Annotated in this window: 15 protein-coding genes; 4 read left to right on the top strand and 11 right to left on the bottom strand. The window is 72.7% G+C overall.

Annotated features, from left to right (window positions below):
- Window positions 1-147 precede the first annotated feature (147 nt).
- Entirely contained in the window at window positions 148-777 is a 630-nt protein-coding gene (gene pdxH / locus GXP74_RS04005; RefSeq protein WP_182456129.1) for a pyridoxamine 5'-phosphate oxidase, read from the bottom strand.
- 451 nt (window positions 778-1228) lie between these two features.
- On the opposite strand from pdxH, the gene GXP74_RS04000 reads away from it, so the two are divergent.
- Window positions 1229-2329 (top strand): citrate synthase 2, encoded by a 1101-nt coding sequence (locus GXP74_RS04000; RefSeq protein WP_182450032.1) that lies wholly within the window; start codon window positions 1229-1231, stop codon window positions 2327-2329.
- A gap of 249 nt (window positions 2330-2578) precedes the next feature.
- On the top strand, window positions 2579-3697 hold the full coding sequence (serC, locus tag GXP74_RS03995) for a phosphoserine transaminase (protein WP_182450031.1): 1119 nt from the start codon (window positions 2579-2581) through the stop codon (window positions 3695-3697).
- A gap of 310 nt (window positions 3698-4007) precedes the next feature.
- Here serC and GXP74_RS03990 read toward each other — a convergent pair whose 3' ends face one another.
- From GXP74_RS03990 to GXP74_RS03955, 8 genes are all read right to left on the bottom strand, one after another.
- On the bottom strand, window positions 4008-4340 hold the full coding sequence (locus GXP74_RS03990; protein ID WP_225447701.1) for a DUF4229 domain-containing protein: 333 nt from the start codon (window positions 4338-4340) through the stop codon (window positions 4008-4010).
- A 97-nt stretch (window positions 4341-4437) separates the two neighbouring features.
- Window positions 4438-4962: a GNAT family N-acetyltransferase gene (locus tag GXP74_RS03985; RefSeq protein WP_182450030.1), complete on the bottom strand. Its 525-nt coding sequence runs from the start codon at window positions 4960-4962 to the stop codon at window positions 4438-4440.
- A 61-nt stretch (window positions 4963-5023) separates the two neighbouring features.
- On the bottom strand, window positions 5024-6187 hold the full coding sequence (mqnE, locus tag GXP74_RS03980) for an aminofutalosine synthase MqnE (RefSeq protein ID WP_182450029.1): 1164 nt from the start codon (window positions 6185-6187) through the stop codon (window positions 5024-5026).
- Window positions 6188-6267: 80 nt separating this feature from the next.
- Window positions 6268-7242, bottom strand: a complete 975-nt coding sequence (locus GXP74_RS03975) for a threonine/serine dehydratase (RefSeq protein WP_182450028.1) — start codon at window positions 7240-7242, stop codon at window positions 6268-6270.
- A 5-nt stretch (window positions 7243-7247) separates the two neighbouring features.
- Window positions 7248-7724 carry an Lrp/AsnC family transcriptional regulator gene (locus GXP74_RS03970; RefSeq protein WP_182450027.1) on the bottom strand — a complete coding sequence of 159 codons (477 nt, stop codon included), beginning with the start codon at window positions 7722-7724 and terminating at the stop codon, window positions 7248-7250.
- Window positions 7725-7842: 118 nt separating this feature from the next.
- Window positions 7843-8505 carry a UbiX family flavin prenyltransferase gene (locus GXP74_RS03965; protein ID WP_182450026.1) on the bottom strand — a complete coding sequence of 221 codons (663 nt, stop codon included), beginning with the start codon at window positions 8503-8505 and terminating at the stop codon, window positions 7843-7845.
- The gene (gene mqnP / locus GXP74_RS03960) at window positions 8498-9412 is read right to left on the bottom strand and encodes a menaquinone biosynthesis prenyltransferase MqnP (RefSeq protein ID WP_182450025.1); all 915 of its coding nucleotides are present in this window, start codon (window positions 9410-9412) and stop codon (window positions 8498-8500) included. The genes GXP74_RS03965 and mqnP overlap by 8 nt, the downstream gene beginning before the upstream one ends.
- The gene (locus tag GXP74_RS03955; RefSeq protein WP_182450024.1) at window positions 9409-10866 is read right to left on the bottom strand and encodes a menaquinone biosynthesis decarboxylase; all 1458 of its coding nucleotides are present in this window, start codon (window positions 10864-10866) and stop codon (window positions 9409-9411) included. Before GXP74_RS03955 ends, mqnP begins: the two co-directional genes overlap by 4 nt.
- A 163-nt stretch (window positions 10867-11029) precedes the next feature.
- Here GXP74_RS03955 and GXP74_RS03950 point away from each other — a divergent pair, with 163 nt between their 5' ends.
- A complete protein-coding gene (locus tag GXP74_RS03950) occupies window positions 11030-12451 on the top strand; it encodes a cytosine permease (RefSeq protein ID WP_182450023.1) in 1422 nt (473 codons plus the stop codon).
- Here the strand turns inward: GXP74_RS03950 and GXP74_RS03945 are convergent.
- Window positions 12388-12693 carry a UTRA domain-containing protein gene (locus GXP74_RS03945; RefSeq protein WP_225448553.1) on the bottom strand — a complete coding sequence of 102 codons (306 nt, stop codon included), beginning with the start codon at window positions 12691-12693 and terminating at the stop codon, window positions 12388-12390. The genes GXP74_RS03950 and GXP74_RS03945 overlap by 64 nt on opposite strands.
- A gap of 205 nt (window positions 12694-12898) precedes the next feature.
- Here GXP74_RS03945 and GXP74_RS03940 point away from each other — a divergent pair, with 205 nt between their 5' ends.
- Window positions 12899-13327, top strand: a complete 429-nt coding sequence (locus GXP74_RS03940) for a protein-tyrosine phosphatase family protein (protein ID WP_182450022.1) — start codon at window positions 12899-12901, stop codon at window positions 13325-13327.
- Window positions 13328-13492: 165 nt separating this feature from the next.
- Here GXP74_RS03940 and GXP74_RS03935 read toward each other — a convergent pair whose 3' ends face one another.
- Window positions 13493-14728 carry a PucR family transcriptional regulator gene (locus GXP74_RS03935; protein WP_182450021.1) on the bottom strand — a complete coding sequence of 412 codons (1236 nt, stop codon included), beginning with the start codon at window positions 14726-14728 and terminating at the stop codon, window positions 13493-13495.
- Window positions 14729-14835: the final 107 nt, after the last annotated feature.

Below are 14835 nucleotides of genomic sequence, written 5' to 3'. Positions count from 1 at the left end.
TGGTAATCCAACAGCAGCCACCCGGCCCCCGGGCTCGCCGGCCGTCCTCCGGCGCCCGTCCCACGCGGACGGGAAGCAGCCCGGGGGCTGTCCCCTTTCTCGGCCTTCTCGGCCCGGTGGGCATCCGGTGCGACCACCGGCTCCGGGTCAGGGTTGGAGCCGGACCGTCTGCCACCCGGCGCCCGGCGCCGTGCGCCGGTAGCGCAGCCGGTCGTGCAGCCGGTTCGCCCGGCCCTGCCAGAACTCCACCGTGGTCGGGGTGACCCGGTAGCCGCCCCAGAACGGCGGCACCGGCACCGGCTCCCCCGGCGGGTAGCGGCGCTCCAGCTCGGCGTAGCGCTGCTCCAGCTCGCCCCGGTCGTCCACCGGCCGGGACTGCTCGCTGGCCCAGGCCCCCAGCTGCGAGCCGTGCGGGCGGCTGCGGAAGTACGCCTCGGTCTCCGCCGCCGGGACCCGTTCGGCCACGCCGGTGACGATCACCTGGCGGGCCAGCGGGTGCCACAGGAACAGCAGCGACACCTTCGGGTTCGCCGCCAGCTCGGCGCCCTTGCGCGAGCCGTAGTTGCTGTAGAAGACGAAGCCGCGCCGGTCGTAGCCCTTGAGCAGGACGGTCCTGGCGCTCGGCTGGCCCCGCTGGTCGACGGTGGAGACCACCATCGCGTTCGCCTCGTCCACCCCGGCCCCGGCCGCCTCGGCCATCCAGTGGCCGAACTGGTCCATCGGGTCCTCGGCGAGGTCGGCCTCGGCCAGTCCGGCGGCGGTGTAGTGGCGGCGCATACCCGCCACGTCGATCGGGGGCGCGGCCAGTTCGGGACGGGTCGCGGGCGCGGAAAGCGCGGCAGGGGCGTGTTCCGGTGAGTGCACACCCCCATCATCCACTGCCGGACGGGCCGCTCGGTGACACCTGGCGGAGCGCGGCGCTTTGTCCGAAATCGCCCGCATAACGGCCCCGACCTCGGCCGATCCGCATCCACCCGGCTTCCGCCTGATGAAATCTCGACATCAAGAGATAAGGTGGCCCTCGCGCCGGGACGAGGTCGTGCGGCGGATCACCGTCTCGGGCTCTGGCGCAATGCACCCAGTGCCTGCCACCCTGACACTGCGTGCCACACGCTGACCGCACCACCATCCGCGCCACCGTGCGCCGCGCGACCGCGCGGAGCTTGCAGCCACGACCGACGACTTGGCCACACCCCAGTCACCGACGTCGACCAGAGGAGCCGCCTTTATGTCCGACTTTGTCCCCGGACTCGAAGGAGTCGTAGCGTTCGAGAGTGAGATCGCCGAGCCCGACAAGGACGGCGGCTCGCTCCGGTACCGTGGCGTCGACATCGAGGAACTGGTCGGCCACGTGTCCTTCGGGAACGTCTGGGGCCTGCTGGTCGACGGCAAGTTCAACCCCGGTCTGCCCGCCGCCGAGCCCTTCCCGCTGCCGATCCACTCCGGCGACATCCGGGTCGACGTGCAGTCCGCGCTGGCCATGCTGGCACCGGCCTGGGGCCTGAAGCCGCTGCTGGACATCAGCCCCGAGCAGGCCCGCGACGACCTCGCCCGGGCGGCCGTGATGGCGCTGTCCTACGTGGCGCAGTCCGCGCGCGGCCAGGGTCTGCCGATGGTCCCGCAGAGCGAGATCGACAAGGCCGAGACCATCGTCGAGCGGTTCATGATCCGCTGGCGCGGCGAGCCCGACCCCAAGCACGTCCAGGCCATCGACGCCTACTGGACCTCCGCCGCCGAGCACGGCATGAACGCCTCCACCTTCACCGCCCGGGTGATCGCCTCCACCGGCGCCGACGTCGCCGCCGCGCTCTCCGGCGCGGTCGGCGCGATGTCCGGCCCGCTGCACGGCGGCGCGCCCTCGCGCGTGCTCGGCATGATCGAGGAGATCGAGCGCACCGGCGACGCCGGCGCCTACGTCCGCAAGACGCTGGACAGCGGCGAGCGGCTGATGGGCTTCGGCCACCGCGTCTACCGTGCCGAGGACCCGCGCGCCCGCGTGCTGCGCCGGACCGCGCAGGAGCTGGGCGCCCCCCGCTACGAGGTCGCCGCCGCCCTGGAGAAGGCCGCCCTGGAGGAGCTGCACGCCCGCCGCCCCGACCGGGTGCTGGCCACCAACGTGGAGTTCTGGGCCGCGATCATGCTGGACTTCGCCCAGGTCCCGGCGCACATGTTCACCTCGATGTTCACCTGCGCCCGCACCGCCGGGTGGAGCGCGCACATCCTGGAGCAGAAGCGCACCGGCCGCCTGGTCCGCCCGGCCGCCCGCTACATCGGCCCCGCCTCGCGCAGCCCGCGCGACGTCGACGGCTTCGACGACATCGCCCGCTGAACCCCTTCGGGAACGCCCTTCGAGGACGCCCTTCGGGAACGCCCTTCGGGAACGAGGACTGCCCCGGGGCAGGGGAACCCGCACCACCGGCCACGCACCCGCGTGGCCGACCGGTCGCGCGGTTCCCCGTGACCCGGGCGGTCACCGCTTCACCCGTGTGCGCCACCGACCCGGGGCGCCCTCACTCGAAGGTGTCTCAATCGCCGGACCCGGCTCATCCGGCCTCGCGGCAGCGACTAGGCTGCGGTCGTGGCTCAGATCCAGATCCCCGCTGACATCAGGCCCGTTGACGGCCGTTTCGGCGCAGGCCCGTCAAAGGTGCGTCCCGAGGCGCTTGCCGCCCTCGCCGCGACTGGCACCTCCCTCCTCGGCACCTCCCACCGCCAAGCCCCGGTCAAGAACCTGGTCAAGCGCGTGCGTGAGGGTGTGAGCAGCCTCTTCTCCCTCCCCGAGGGGTACGAGGTGGTGCTCGGCAACGGCGGCTCCACCGCCTTCTGGGACATCGCCGCCTTCGGCCTGGTGCGGGAGAAGTCCCAGCACCTGAGCTTCGGCGAGTTCTCGTCCAAGTTCGCCTCCTCCATCAAGGCGGCGCCCTGGCTGGCCGACCCGTCGGTGGTCAAGTCGGAGCCCGGCACCCACCCGCTGCCGGTCGCCGAGGCCGGGGTGGACGTGTACGCGCTCACCCACAACGAGACCTCCACCGGTGTCGCCATGCCGATCCGGCGCGTGGCCGGGGCGGACGAGGGCGCGCTGGTCCTGGTGGACGCCACCTCCGGCGCGGGCGGCCTGCCGGTCGACATCACCGAGGCCGACGTCTACTACTTCGCCCCGCAGAAGTGCTTCGCCTCCGACGGCGGCCTGTGGATCGGCGTCTTCTCCCCCGCCGCGCTGGCCCGGGCGGCCGAGATCGCCGCCTCCGGCCGGTACATCCCGCCGTTCTTCGACCTGCCGACGGCGATCGACAACTCGTCGAAGGACCAGACGTACAACACCCCGTCGCTGGCCACCCTGTTCCTGCTCGCCGAGCAGCTGGACTGGCTGAACGGCAACGGCGGCCTCGACTGGTCGGTGGCGCGGACCGCCGACTCCTCCTCCCGGCTGTACAGCTGGGCCGAGAAGTCCGGCTACGCCTCGCCGTTCGTCGCCGAGCCGGCCGAGCGCTCGCAGGTCATCGGCACCATCGACTTCAGCGACACGATCGACGCGGCGGCGGTCGCCAAGGCCCTGCGGGCCAACGGCATCGTCGACACCGAGCCGTACCGCAAGCTGGGCCGCAACCAGCTGCGGGTGGCGATGTTCCCGGCGGTGGACCCGTCCGACGTCGAGGCGCTGACCGCCTGCATCGACTACGTGATCGACCACCTCTGAGCCGAACGGCTCCGCCGAGGGCCGACGGCTCCGCGAACAGTCGAGGGCCCCGCCGGTACTGGGAGACCAGTACCGGCGGGGCCCTCGGTCGATCGGGGGCGGTCAGTGGGCGATGGCGCTGACCACCACGGCAAGCAGCAGCAGCACGAGCGCGCCGCTGACGATCCTGGTGCGGGTCTTCGGGTTCACACCCCGAGCGTACCCGCCGCTCCTCCGGGCCCGACGCCGGGCCGGGGTCGGGCCCGGGAGCGTCCCGGGGCAGCCCGGACGTCGGCCCGGGCGTCGGCCCGGACGTCGGCCCGGCGGGCGCTCAGGCCTGCTGCGAGCGGACCGCGTCGTCTATGGCGTCCTCCTCGGCGGCCTGCGCCGCGAAGCGGGACTTCATGCTCCGGGGCCGCGCCTGGCGCTGCTCGATCCCGGTGGTGATCTGCGCCGACATGGCGTCGCGCTGCCTGCTGAGCACCACGTAGCTGAGCGGCGCGGAGACGATCCCGGCGAGCAGCAGCAGCAGGAAGACCCCGGACGCCCCGGCGGTCACCGGCAGGATCCGGAAGTGGGCGAGCACCAGCGCGATGACAAAGCAGGCACCGAAGATGCTGGTCCGCATGGAGGTGTAGCGGAGGGTGGCGTGTGACTTGCTCACGGCGCGATCTTCTCTTTCCCGAGTTCCGACTCGTCCAGTACAGCACGCCGGGCCCGGAGATCTTCACCGAGGGTGCCCGGCGGCCGAGTCGGGCAGGTCAGCGGAGTTCGAGCCACATGGTGACGTCGTCGTGCTCCACACCCGGGGCGGTCCGGATCGCGCCGGGCACCCGGCCGACCTCCTTGTAGCCGCTGCGGCCGTAGAAGTCCTCCAGCCCGTTGCCGCCGCGCAGGGTCAGCCGCAGCCCGCTCAGGCCCCAGCCCCGGGCCAGCCGCTCGGCCTCCGCCAGCAGTTCCCGACCGTACCCGCGGCCCTGGGCGTCGGTGGCGACCATCACCCGTTTCAGCATCCGCCAGTGGGTCATCAGGTTGAACCGCTGGTCCTCGAAGAACAGCACGGCGGCGAGTCGGCCGCCGGGCCGCTCGCGGCCGACGAGCAGCACGTCCAGGCCCTCGGCGACGCCCGCGAACTGCTTCTCGGCCGTCGGCCGCACCAGTTCGGCGGTCACCGGCGGGACGAAACCGACCGCGCCGCCGGCGTTGGAGACGTCCGTCCAGAGGTCGATGATCTCGGCCCGGAGCTCAGCGGTGAGCTCCGGGTCCACAGTGAAGTCCAGGGGCATGGAGCCGACACTAAACCCTGCCGCCGACAAACCCTGCCGCCGACAACCCGGGCGCGGGTCCTCAGAACCGCATCAGCTGCGGGCTCTCCCGCCGGTCGGCGACCGGGCCGTCGTACTCGCGGATGGTCTCGTACCGGGTGTTGCGCTCCACCGGGCGGAACCCGGCGTCGCGGATCAGCTCCAGCAGGTCCTCGCGGCTCAGCTTGTTCGGGGTGCCGAAGCCGTCCGCGTCGTGGGTGATCTTGTACTCGACCACCGAGCCGTCCATGTCGTCCGCGCCGTGGTTCAGCATCAGCTGCGCGCCGTCCAGGCCGTGCATCACCCAGAACACCTTGACGTGCGGGACGTTGTCGAACAGCAGCCGGGAGACCGCGAAGGTCTTGATCATGTCCGCGCCGGTGGCCATGGTGGTCCTGGCCTGGAGCCGGTTGCGGATGATCCCGTCCTTGGAGTCGTGGAAGTCGTGCTGGTAGCGCAGCGGGATGAAGACCTGGAAGCCGCCGGTCTCGTCCTGGAGCTCGCGCAGCCGCAGCACGTGGTCGACCCGGTGCCGGGGCTCCTCGATGTGCCCGTAGAGCATGGTCGCGGGGGTCTTCAGGCCCTTGCTGTGGGCCAGCCGGTGGATCCGCGACCAGTCCTCCCAGTGGGTGTCGTGGTCGACGATGTGCTGCCGGACCTCCCAGTCGAAGATCTCCGCGCCACCGCCGGTCAGCGACTCCAGACCGGCGTCGATCAGCTCGTCCAGGATCTCGCTCGCGGACAGGCCGGAGATCTTCTCGAACCAGTGGATCTCGGTGGCGGTGAAGCACTTCAGCGCCACGTCCGGCAGCGCCTTCTTCAACTCCCGCAGGCTGCGCGGGTAGTAGCGCCAGGGGAGGGTCGGGTGCAGGCCGTTGACGATGTGCAGCTCGGTCAGCTGGTCGTTCTCCATCGCCTTGGCCAGCCGCACGGCCTCCTCGATCCGCATCGTGTACGCGTCCTTCTCGCCCGGCTTGCGCTGGAACGAGCAGTACGCGCAGGACGCGCTGCAGACGTTGGTCATGTTGAGGTGGCGGTTGACGTTGAAGTGGACGACGTCGCCGTTCTTCTTCGTCCGCACGTGGTGCGCCAGCCCGCCGAGCCAGGCCAGGTCGTCCGTCTCGTAGAGGGCGACACCGTCCTCGCGGGACAGCCGCTCCCCGGCGTAGACCTTCGCCTCCAGCTCCCGCTTGAGCCCTGCGTCCATGCCCTCAACCCTTTCCCTGCCTGCCACAACGTTCCTGAGCCTACGCCCCCCGGTCGGGCCGGACCGCACCCGACCGGCGGTCACACCGCCAGCAGCTCGGCCAGCAACGACGGTTCCACATTGCCCCCGCTGACCACCGCCGCCACGCTGCGGCCGGGCGGCAGCAGGTCGGCGCGGTAGAGGTAGGCGGCGGTGGTCACCGCGCCGGAGGGCTCGGCGACGATCCGGCCGCGCCGGGCCAGCACCGCGACCGCCGCCCGGATCTCGTCCTCGGTGACGGTGACGATGTCGTCCACGTACGCCCGCACGTGCTCCCAGGGCAGCAGCCCGAGCGCGTTGGTGCGCAGCCCGTCGGCGATGGTGCGGTGGGTGTCGGCGAACGGCCACACCTGCCGCTCGCCGCTGCGCAGGCTGGCCGCCGCGTCACCGGCGAGCTCCGGCTCGACGCCGATCACCCGCACCCCGGGCATGGTCAGCTTCAGCGCCGCGGCGACCCCGCTGATCAGCCCGCCGCCACTGACCGGCACCAGCACCGTGCGCAGGTCCAGGTCCAGCGCGGTGGCGTCCTCGGCGATCTCCAGACCGGTGGTGCCCTGCCCGGCGATGATCCACGGGTCGTCGTAGGGCGGCACCCACAGGTAGCCGTGCTCGGCGGCGAGCCGGGCGGGCGTGGTGTCCCGCTCCTCCATCGGCACCAGCAGCACCTCGGCGCCGAAGGAGCGGGTGTTCTCCACCTTCACCGCGGGCGAGGTGTCCGGCATCACGATCACCGCGCGGATGCCCAACTCCCGTGCCGCGTAAGCCACCGCCTGGGCGTGGTTGCCGCTGGACTGGGCCACCACGCCGCGCGCCCGCTCGGCCCCGGTGAGCACCGAGAGCCGGTTGTAGGCGCCGCGGATCTTGAACGCCCCGGTCGGTTGCAGGTTCTCCGGCTTCAGGTGCAGCGTCCGGCCGTCGGTCGTCGCCCAGGGGCAGGGCAGCAGGGGGGTGCGCACCGCGACGCCCGCGATCCGCTTCTGCGCGTCGCGCAGGTCGTCCAGGGTCACCAGGGCCACGGCGGCTACGCCTTCCGGTCGGTCAGCACATCGGTGTCGGGGAGCTCGGTCGCCCGGTTCTCCCACTTGGTGGAGAGCACCACGGTGGTCCTGGTCCGGGCCACGCCCTTGGTGCCGGAGAGCCGCTTGACGATCGATTCGAGGCCGTCCACGTCCGGCATCCGGACCTTCAGCATGTACGAGTCGTCGCCCGCGATGAACCAGCAGTCCTCGACCTCGCTCAGGTCGTGCAGCCGGTGCGCGACGTCGTCGTGGTCGGCGGCGTCGGAGAGCTGGATGCCGATCAGCGCGGTCACCCCGAGGCCGAGCGAGGCCGGGTTGACCGTCGCCCGGTAGCCGGTGATGATCCCGGCCTGCTCCAGCCGGTTGATCCGGTCGGTGACGCTGGGTCCGGACAGCCCGACCAGCCGCCCCAGCTCCGCGTAGGAGGCGCGGCCGTTCTCGCGCAGTGCCTGGATGAGCTGCCTGTCCACGGCGTCCATGTGAAAAACCCGGGCCTTCCGATCGTTGGGGAACCCACCGACATTATCCGGAATCGAAGACTCCCGAGCTGTCGGCCCTGCCATCCCAATGACGATACCTGCCCCGGCGTGACCTGCCTCACTCCACCCGGCCGTTGCCCAGCTCACCGGCCCAGCGCCGGTACAGCCGGTGCGGCACACCCGCCGCGTCCAGCACCCGCCCGGCCACGAAGTCCACCAGCTGCTGGGCGCTGCGGGTACCCGCGTAGAACCCCGGGGCGGCGGGCAGCACCACCGCTCCGGCCTCGTCCAGGGCCACCAGCTGGCGCAGCGTCTGCCCGCTCAGGGGGGTCTCCCGGACGCAGACCACCAGCGTCCGGCGCTCCTTCAGGGTGACGCTCGCGGCCCGTTGCAGCAGGTCCTTGGAGAGCCCCAGCGCGATCCCGGCGACCGAGGCGGTGCTGCACGGCACCACCAGCATCCCCTTGGCCGGGTAGGAGCCGCTGGACGGACCGGCCGCCAGGTCCCCGGCCGCCCAGTAGCGCACCGCGTCCAGCTCCACCGGCTCCGGTGGGCCCGCGTCCACCGGGCGCTCCAGCCAGTCCCGCAGGTCCTCGCGCCAGTGCCCGTCCCGGAAGGAGATCCCGGTCTCGTCCAGCACGGTCAGCCGCGCCGCCCGGCTCACCACCAGGTCCACCGCCTCCCCCGCAGCCAGCAACCCCCGCACCACCGCCGCCGCGTAGGGCGTCCCCGAAGCCCCGGAAACCCCCACCACCCACGGCCGCCGGCCCGCCTCAGCCACCCAGGCCCCGCAGGACCAGGTCGAGCAGCGCGAAGGCGAAGAGGGAGATCCCGACGAAGCCGTTGACCTGGAAGAAGGCCCGGTTGAGCCGGGACAGGTCGCCGGGCTTGACGATCGAGTGCTCGTAGACGAAGGCCACGCCGACCACCGCCAGGCCCATCCAGAAGGCCCAGCCCGCGCTGGTCAGCACCGCGTACCAGCCGAGCAGCAGCACGGTCACCAGGTGCGCCGCGCGGGCGCCGCGCAGCGCCGCGTCGACGCCGAAGCGGGCCGGGACCGAGCGGACGCCGTCGGCGCGGTCGGCGGCGACGTCCTGGCAGCCGAAGATCAGGTCGAAGCCGCCGATCCAGACGCCCACCGCGAGACCGAGCACCAGCGCGTCCCAGGACCAGTGCCCGGTGACCGCCAGCCAGGCCCCGATCGGGCCCATGGCCTGCGCCAGGCCGAGGATGGCGTGCGGGAAGTCGGTGAACCGCTTGCCGTAGGGGTAGACCACCATCGGGATCACCGCGATCGGCGCCAGCGCCAGGCACAGCGGGTTCAGCAGCGCCGCCGCGCCGAGGAAGACCACCAGCGCCACGCCCGCGCCGGTGTAGGCGGTGCGCAGCGACACCGCGCCGGTGACCAGCTCGCGCCCGGCGGTACGCGGGTTGCGGGCGTCGATCTCGCGGTCGATGATCCGGTTCGCGGCCATGGCGAAGGTCCGCAGGCCGACCATGGCCAGGGTGACCAGCAGCAGTTCCAGCCAGTGGACATGGCCGCCGGACCCGTTCGGCCCGGTCAGGAACATCGCGGTCAGCGCGGCGATGTAGGCGAACGGCAGCGCGAAGATCGAGTGCTCGATCATCACCAGCCGCAGGAACGCCTTGGTGCGGCCGGGCGAGGGGGCGTAGGCGACGGCGCTCACAGGCCGTACTCCTTCCAGCGTCGGGTCACCGTGGCGGCCGTCTCCGGGTCCGAGGAGACCATCTCCGGCCAGCCGCCGTCCCTGGTGTAGCCCTCCTCGGGCAGTTTGCGGGTGGCGTCGATCCCCGCCTTGCCGCCCCAGAACTGCTGGTAGGAGGCGTGGTCGAGGTGGTCCACCGGCCCCTCCACCACCGACAGGTCGCGGCTGTAGTCGACGTTGCCCAGCGCCCGCCAGGCGACCTGCTGGTAGTCGTGGACGTCGCAGTCCGCGTCCACCACCACGATCAGCTTGGTCAGCGACATCATGTGGGCGCCCCAGATCGCGTGCATGACCTTCTGCGCGTGCTTCGGGTACTTCTTGTCGATGGAGACGATCACGCAGTTGTGGAAGCCCCCGGCCTCGGGCAGGTCGTAGTCGACGATGTCCGGGACGATGATCTTCAGCAGCGGCAGGAAGAACCGCTCGGTGAACTTGCCCAGCGGCCCGTCCTCGGTCGGCGGGCGGCCGACCACGATGGACTGGAGCAGCGGGCGGCGGCGCATGGTGACGCAGTCGATGGTCAGCGCCGGGAACGGCTCCTGCGGGGTGTAGAAGCCGGTGTGGTCGCCGAACGGCCCCTCCGGCAGCATCTGCCCGGGCTCCAGCCAGCCCTCCAGCACCACCTCGGCGTCCGCCGGGACCTGGAGCGGAACCGTCCTGCAATCGACCATCCGCACCCGCTCACCGGCGACGAACCCGGCGAACAGGTACTCGTCGATGCCGCCCGGCAGCGGCGCGGTGGCCGCGTAGGTCACCGCCGGCGGGCAGCCGAAGGCGATCGCGACCGGCAGCCGCTCGCCGCGCCTCGCGGCCACCGCGTAGTGGTTGCGGCTGTCCTTGTGGATCTGCCAGTGCATGCCGATGGTGCGCTTGTCGTGCCGCTGCAACCGGTACAGGCCGAGGTTGCGGATGCCGCTGTCCGGGTCCTTGGTGTGGGTCAGCCCGAGGTTGAAGAAGGAGCCGCCGTCCTTGGGCCAGGTGAACAGCGCGGGCAGGGCGTCCAGGTCCACCTGGTCCCCGGTCAGCACCAGCTCCTGCACCGGCGCGTCGCCCGGCTTCACCTTTCGCGGCGGGACGTGGGCCATCCCGGCCAGCTTGCCGAAGGCCTCGCGGACGCCGGTGAAGCCGTGCGGGAGCTCCGGCTTCAGCAGCCCGGCGATCTTCTCGGAGATGTCCTGCGCGCCCTTGAGCCCGAGCGCCTTGGCCAGCCGCCGCTCGGTGCCGAAGACGTTCATCGCCAGCGGCATCGACGAGCCCTTGACGTTCTCGAAGAGCAGCGCGGGGCCCTTGTCCTTCTGCACCCGGTCGACGATCTCCCCGACCTCCAGGTACGGGTCCACCTCCACCTTGATCCGCTTGAGGTCGCCCTCGCGTTCCAGCGCCCGGAGAAAGGACCGAAGATCGTCGTATGCCATGTCCGTCAGTATCCGCCACTCGCTAGGCTGGCTGTTAACAGGCTCCCCCGGGACGAGCCGGGCCGCCCCACCCCCCGAAGCGTACGGAATGTACGCCGGACAGCCGCCCGGACCAGGCACTCTGGGCGTTTACGGGACCGGACCCGGCCCCGACACTGACCGTATGACCGCCGCCCCCACCGAGATCTCCGCCTATGGCGACCACGTCGTCGCCGTCGAGCCCACCGGCGCCGAGCCCGTCCCCGAGCAGGCCCGGCACGGTCGGCCGATCGGGCTGCTGTGGACCTGGACGTCACCCAACATGGAGTTCGCCACGGTCTTCGTGGGCGTGCTCGCCGTCGGCGTGTTCGGTCTCGGCTTCTGGCCCGCCGTCCTCGCCATCCTGCTGGGCACCGGTCTGGGCGCGGTGGCCCACGGCTTCCTCGGCCTCAGCGGGCCGCGCTTCGGCGTCCCGCAGATGGCCGCCGGGCGCTCCGCCTTCGGCTACCTCGGCAACGCGCTGCCCGCCGGGCTGAACGCGCTGACGGCGGGCATCGGCTGGTTCGCCGTGAACAGCGTCAGCGCCACCTACGCGCTGAGCACGCTGCTCGGCTGGCACCCGCTGCCCTGCCTGTTCATCGTGGTGGTGCTCCAGTGCGTGCTCGCCTACTTCGGGCACAACTTCATCCACACCGCCGAGAAGTACGCCTTCCCGGTGCTCACGGTGATCTTCCTGATCACCGCCGTGGTGCTGCTGGGCAAGGCGCACATCGGCGCGGCCAACGGCTCCGCCGCCGCCCCCGGCGCGTTCCTGCTGACCGTCGGCGCCTCCTTCGGCTACGCCGCCGGCTGGACCCCGTACGGCTCCGACTACACCCGCTACCTGCCGAAGGCCACGCCCAGGTGGGCGGTGGCGCTGTGGCCCGCGCTCGGCGTGTTCCTGTCCTGCGTGGCGCTGGAGATCGTCGGCGCGGCCTCGGTCACCGCGATCTCCCCGAAGCTGTTCACCTCGCTCTCCGCCAACCCCACCGCCGCCTTCACCTACGCCCTGCCCAGCTGGCTGGCCAAGCTCACGCTGCTGGCGATCACCATCGGCGGCATCGCCGCGAACGCGCTGAACATCTACTCCGGATCGCTGTCCTTCCTGGCCACCGGCATCAAGCTGCCCCCGATGCTGCGCCGGGCGGGCGTCTCGGTGGTGTTCGGCGTCGCCGGGACACTGCTGGCCTGGTCCGGCCTCAGCGACTCCGGCACCAAGTACGAGAACTTCCTGCTGGTGATCACCTACTGGATCGGCCCCTGGCTGGCGATCACCTTCATCGACCGCTACCTGCGCCGCGACACGCCGGACGCCGAGATCGCCGCCCTGCTGGAGGACACCACCCACCGCAACTGGGCCGCCCCGATCGCCATGGCCCTCGGCACCACCCTCGGCGTCTGGCTCTTCTCCAACCAGACCGAGTACGTCGGCCTGGTCGCCAAGCAGCTCCCCGCCATCGGCGACAGCGCCTTCGAGGCCGGCTTCCTCATCACCGCCGTCCTCTACCTCGCCCTCCGCCCCCTCCCCGCCCTGAAGTCCCCCACCCCGCGACCGGCCACCAACTGACCACCCCGCGCGGCGGCCGCCCGCCACCCCCCAGGCCGGACCGCCGCCGCGCGAGCCCCTACCCGACCCCGTACTCGGCAACAAGCTCCCGCCCCGAGCCCCCCGGGCAGCCCCGAGGTGGAGACCGCGATCACCCCCCCGTCGTCCAGGTACCGGCGCCGCCGCTGGACCACCGGCACCCCCTCCTCGACCTGGAGCGGCGCAGCCACCTCGAAAGTCGCGGGCACCGTCCCCGCACTCACGATCTCGACCAGCACCCTGAGGAGCGGAGCCAACTCGCCGCTCCGCTTGCTCTGTTGGATGAGGGTGCCGACGTGACCAGTCGCGCGGTGTCGGGACGATCGGCGACGCGCGGCTGCGGGAGCGGGTGGCGGCCTTCGCGCGCTGACGGCGGGGGCTCTGGCCGGGACCGGTGCGGGGCCGCAGCAAGCGGGCTACGCTTGCTGGGTGAACGCTGCGTGGGAGCCCGGGGCGGCGGGGGTGTTGCGGCTGCCGTCGGGGCGGATGGTGCGGGGGCGGGGGTTGGGGTTCCCCTTGCCGGAGGGGCCGGTGCCCGGGTTCGCGCTGTATCTGCTGGGGCATCAGCCGCCTCCGGTTGCCTGGGAGGCGCGGTGGGTCCGCTGGCCGGACTTCCGGCTGCCGTCCGACCCCGCGGCCGCCCGGGAGGCACTGTGCGAGGCGCTGGCGCGGGCCGGGGCCGAGCGCGTCGAGGTCGCCTGCCTCGGAGGGCGCGGACGGACCGGGACCGCGCTGGCCTGCCTCGCCGTGCTGGACGGGGTGCCCAGCGGTGAGGCGGTGGCGTACGTCCGTGAGCACTACAGCCCCCACGCCGTGGAGACGCCCCCGCAACACCGCTTCGTCGCCCGCTTCCGCTAGCCGGCTGCGTGGGCTGGCAGCGTGCCCGGTCCGCTGGCGACTGCTGGATCCCGAGGCCGTGCGGTTCCGGCAGTTCCGGCAGGCGTTCGACGGGGGGACCCACGCGGTTCCGGCGCCGCCCGCGCCGGCTCCGGCCCAGCCCTGACCCTGGTCGGGGCCGCTGGTTCAGGCCGCCGCGCGGAGGACTCGGTGGGCGCAGCAGGCGAGGAGGAGCTCGGCGTGGCTGTCCGGGTCGCAGACCGGCAGGCCGAGGAGGGATTCGATGCGTTCCAGGCGCTGGTAGAGGGACTGGCGGCCGACGTGCAGCAGGGCGGCGGTGCGGGTGGGGCTGCAGCCGTTGCGCAGGTGGACCTCCAGGGTGCGGACCAGGTCGCTGGGGTGGGCGGCCTCCCACTCCAGCAGCGGGCCGAGGGCCCGGCCGACGAGTTGGGCGAGCCGGTCGCGGGTGGCCGGGGTGAGGCCGTCGCCGGTCAGCTGGCGTTCCAGGGCCAGCGCGCGGGCGGAGGTGACCAGCGCGCCGCCGGCGTTGGCGGGGCGGGCGGCGGGTTCGGCGTTCGGGACGGTCAGCGCCAGGCCGAGGGTGGTCCGGGCCTCGCGCAGCGACTCGCCCCAGCGGCTCCAGGTGGCTTCGGCCGGACAGGCGGAGCCCAGCGCCAGGGTGAAGCGGTCCGGGTGGCGGCCGGAGACGGCGGCCTGGGCGGCCCGGACCGGCTCCCCGGCCCCGGCCGGGACCGCGAGCAGCCCGGTCACCCCGTCGGCGACCGGCGCCCGCAGCAGCTCGGCGTCCAGCTGCCGCGCGGCCCGGTCCAGCGCGGCCAGCGCTCCGGCGCCGGTGGCGGCGACGCCGAGCAGCCGGTGGCCGCGCTCCGGCCGGAAGTCCAGCGCCCGGGCCCGGGCCAGGACGTCGGGCTGGCTGCGGGCGGTGCCCTCGGCGAGGTCGGCGAGCAGTGCGGCGGCGCGGCCGTCCCGGTCGGCGGCCGGGTAGGGGCGGTCGACCAGCGACTGGGTGACGATGGCGGTGTTGGCGGCCTCGGCGATGCGGATGAACGGGACCACGGCCCGCAGTGCCACCAGCGGCAGCCCCCGGCGGCGGCTCTCGTCCAGCAGCTCGTACGGCATCTCCGGGAGCGAGCGGCCGAGTTCCACGGCGACCCCGGCCACGCCGCGCTCGGCCAGCTCCCGCACGTAGTGCCGCCGCGCCCCGGCGTCCGCGCCGGCCAGGCCGAGCCCGGTGGTCAGCAGCAGTTCGCCGCCGGAGAGCAGCGGGCCTATCTCGTAGATCTCGCTGGAGTGCACCCAGCGCACCGGCCGGTCCAGCTCCTGCTCCCCGCACAGCACCTCCGGGGCGGCGTCGCCGAGGACGTCGAAGGAGAGGATCTCGCGGAGGGTCAGTGCGGCCATGGGGGTTTCTCCCGGGGCGAGGACGGTGGGCGAGCGGCGGTGGGCGAGCGGCTGGTGCTGCGAGCGGCGGTGGGCGAGCGGCTGGTGCTGCGAGCGGCGGTGTGCGC

Origin of the sequence: Streptacidiphilus sp. P02-A3a (assembly GCF_014084105.1) — a bacterium.
In the GTDB taxonomy this organism is placed as follows: domain Bacteria; phylum Actinomycetota; class Actinomycetes; order Streptomycetales; family Streptomycetaceae; genus Streptacidiphilus.
This window is presented reverse-complemented; position numbering and strand designations above follow the sequence as displayed.

Coding starts and splice junctions, on each gene's coding strand:
- GXP74_RS04000 (WP_182450032.1), top strand. CDS start 1,229: ATGTCCGACTTTGTCCCCGGACTCGAAGGAGTCGTAGCGTTCGAGAGT.
- mqnE (WP_182450029.1), bottom strand. CDS start 6,187: ATGGACGCAGGGCTCAAGCGGGAGCTGGAGGCGAAGGTCTACGCCGGG.
- GXP74_RS03970 (WP_182450027.1), bottom strand. CDS start 7,724: ATGGACGCCGTGGACAGGCAGCTCATCCAGGCACTGCGCGAGAACGGC.
- GXP74_RS03935 (WP_182450021.1), bottom strand. CDS start 14,728: ATGGCCGCACTGACCCTCCGCGAGATCCTCTCCTTCGACGTCCTCGGC.
- GXP74_RS03985 (WP_182450030.1), bottom strand. CDS start 4,962: ATGCCCCTGGACTTCACTGTGGACCCGGAGCTCACCGCTGAGCTCCGG.
- GXP74_RS03955 (WP_182450024.1), bottom strand. CDS start 10,866: ATGGCATACGACGATCTTCGGTCCTTTCTCCGGGCGCTGGAACGCGAG.
- pdxH (WP_182456129.1), bottom strand. CDS start 777: ATGCGCCGCCACTACACCGCCGCCGGACTGGCCGAGGCCGACCTCGCC.
- GXP74_RS03950 (WP_182450023.1), top strand. CDS start 11,030: ATGACCGCCGCCCCCACCGAGATCTCCGCCTATGGCGACCACGTCGTC.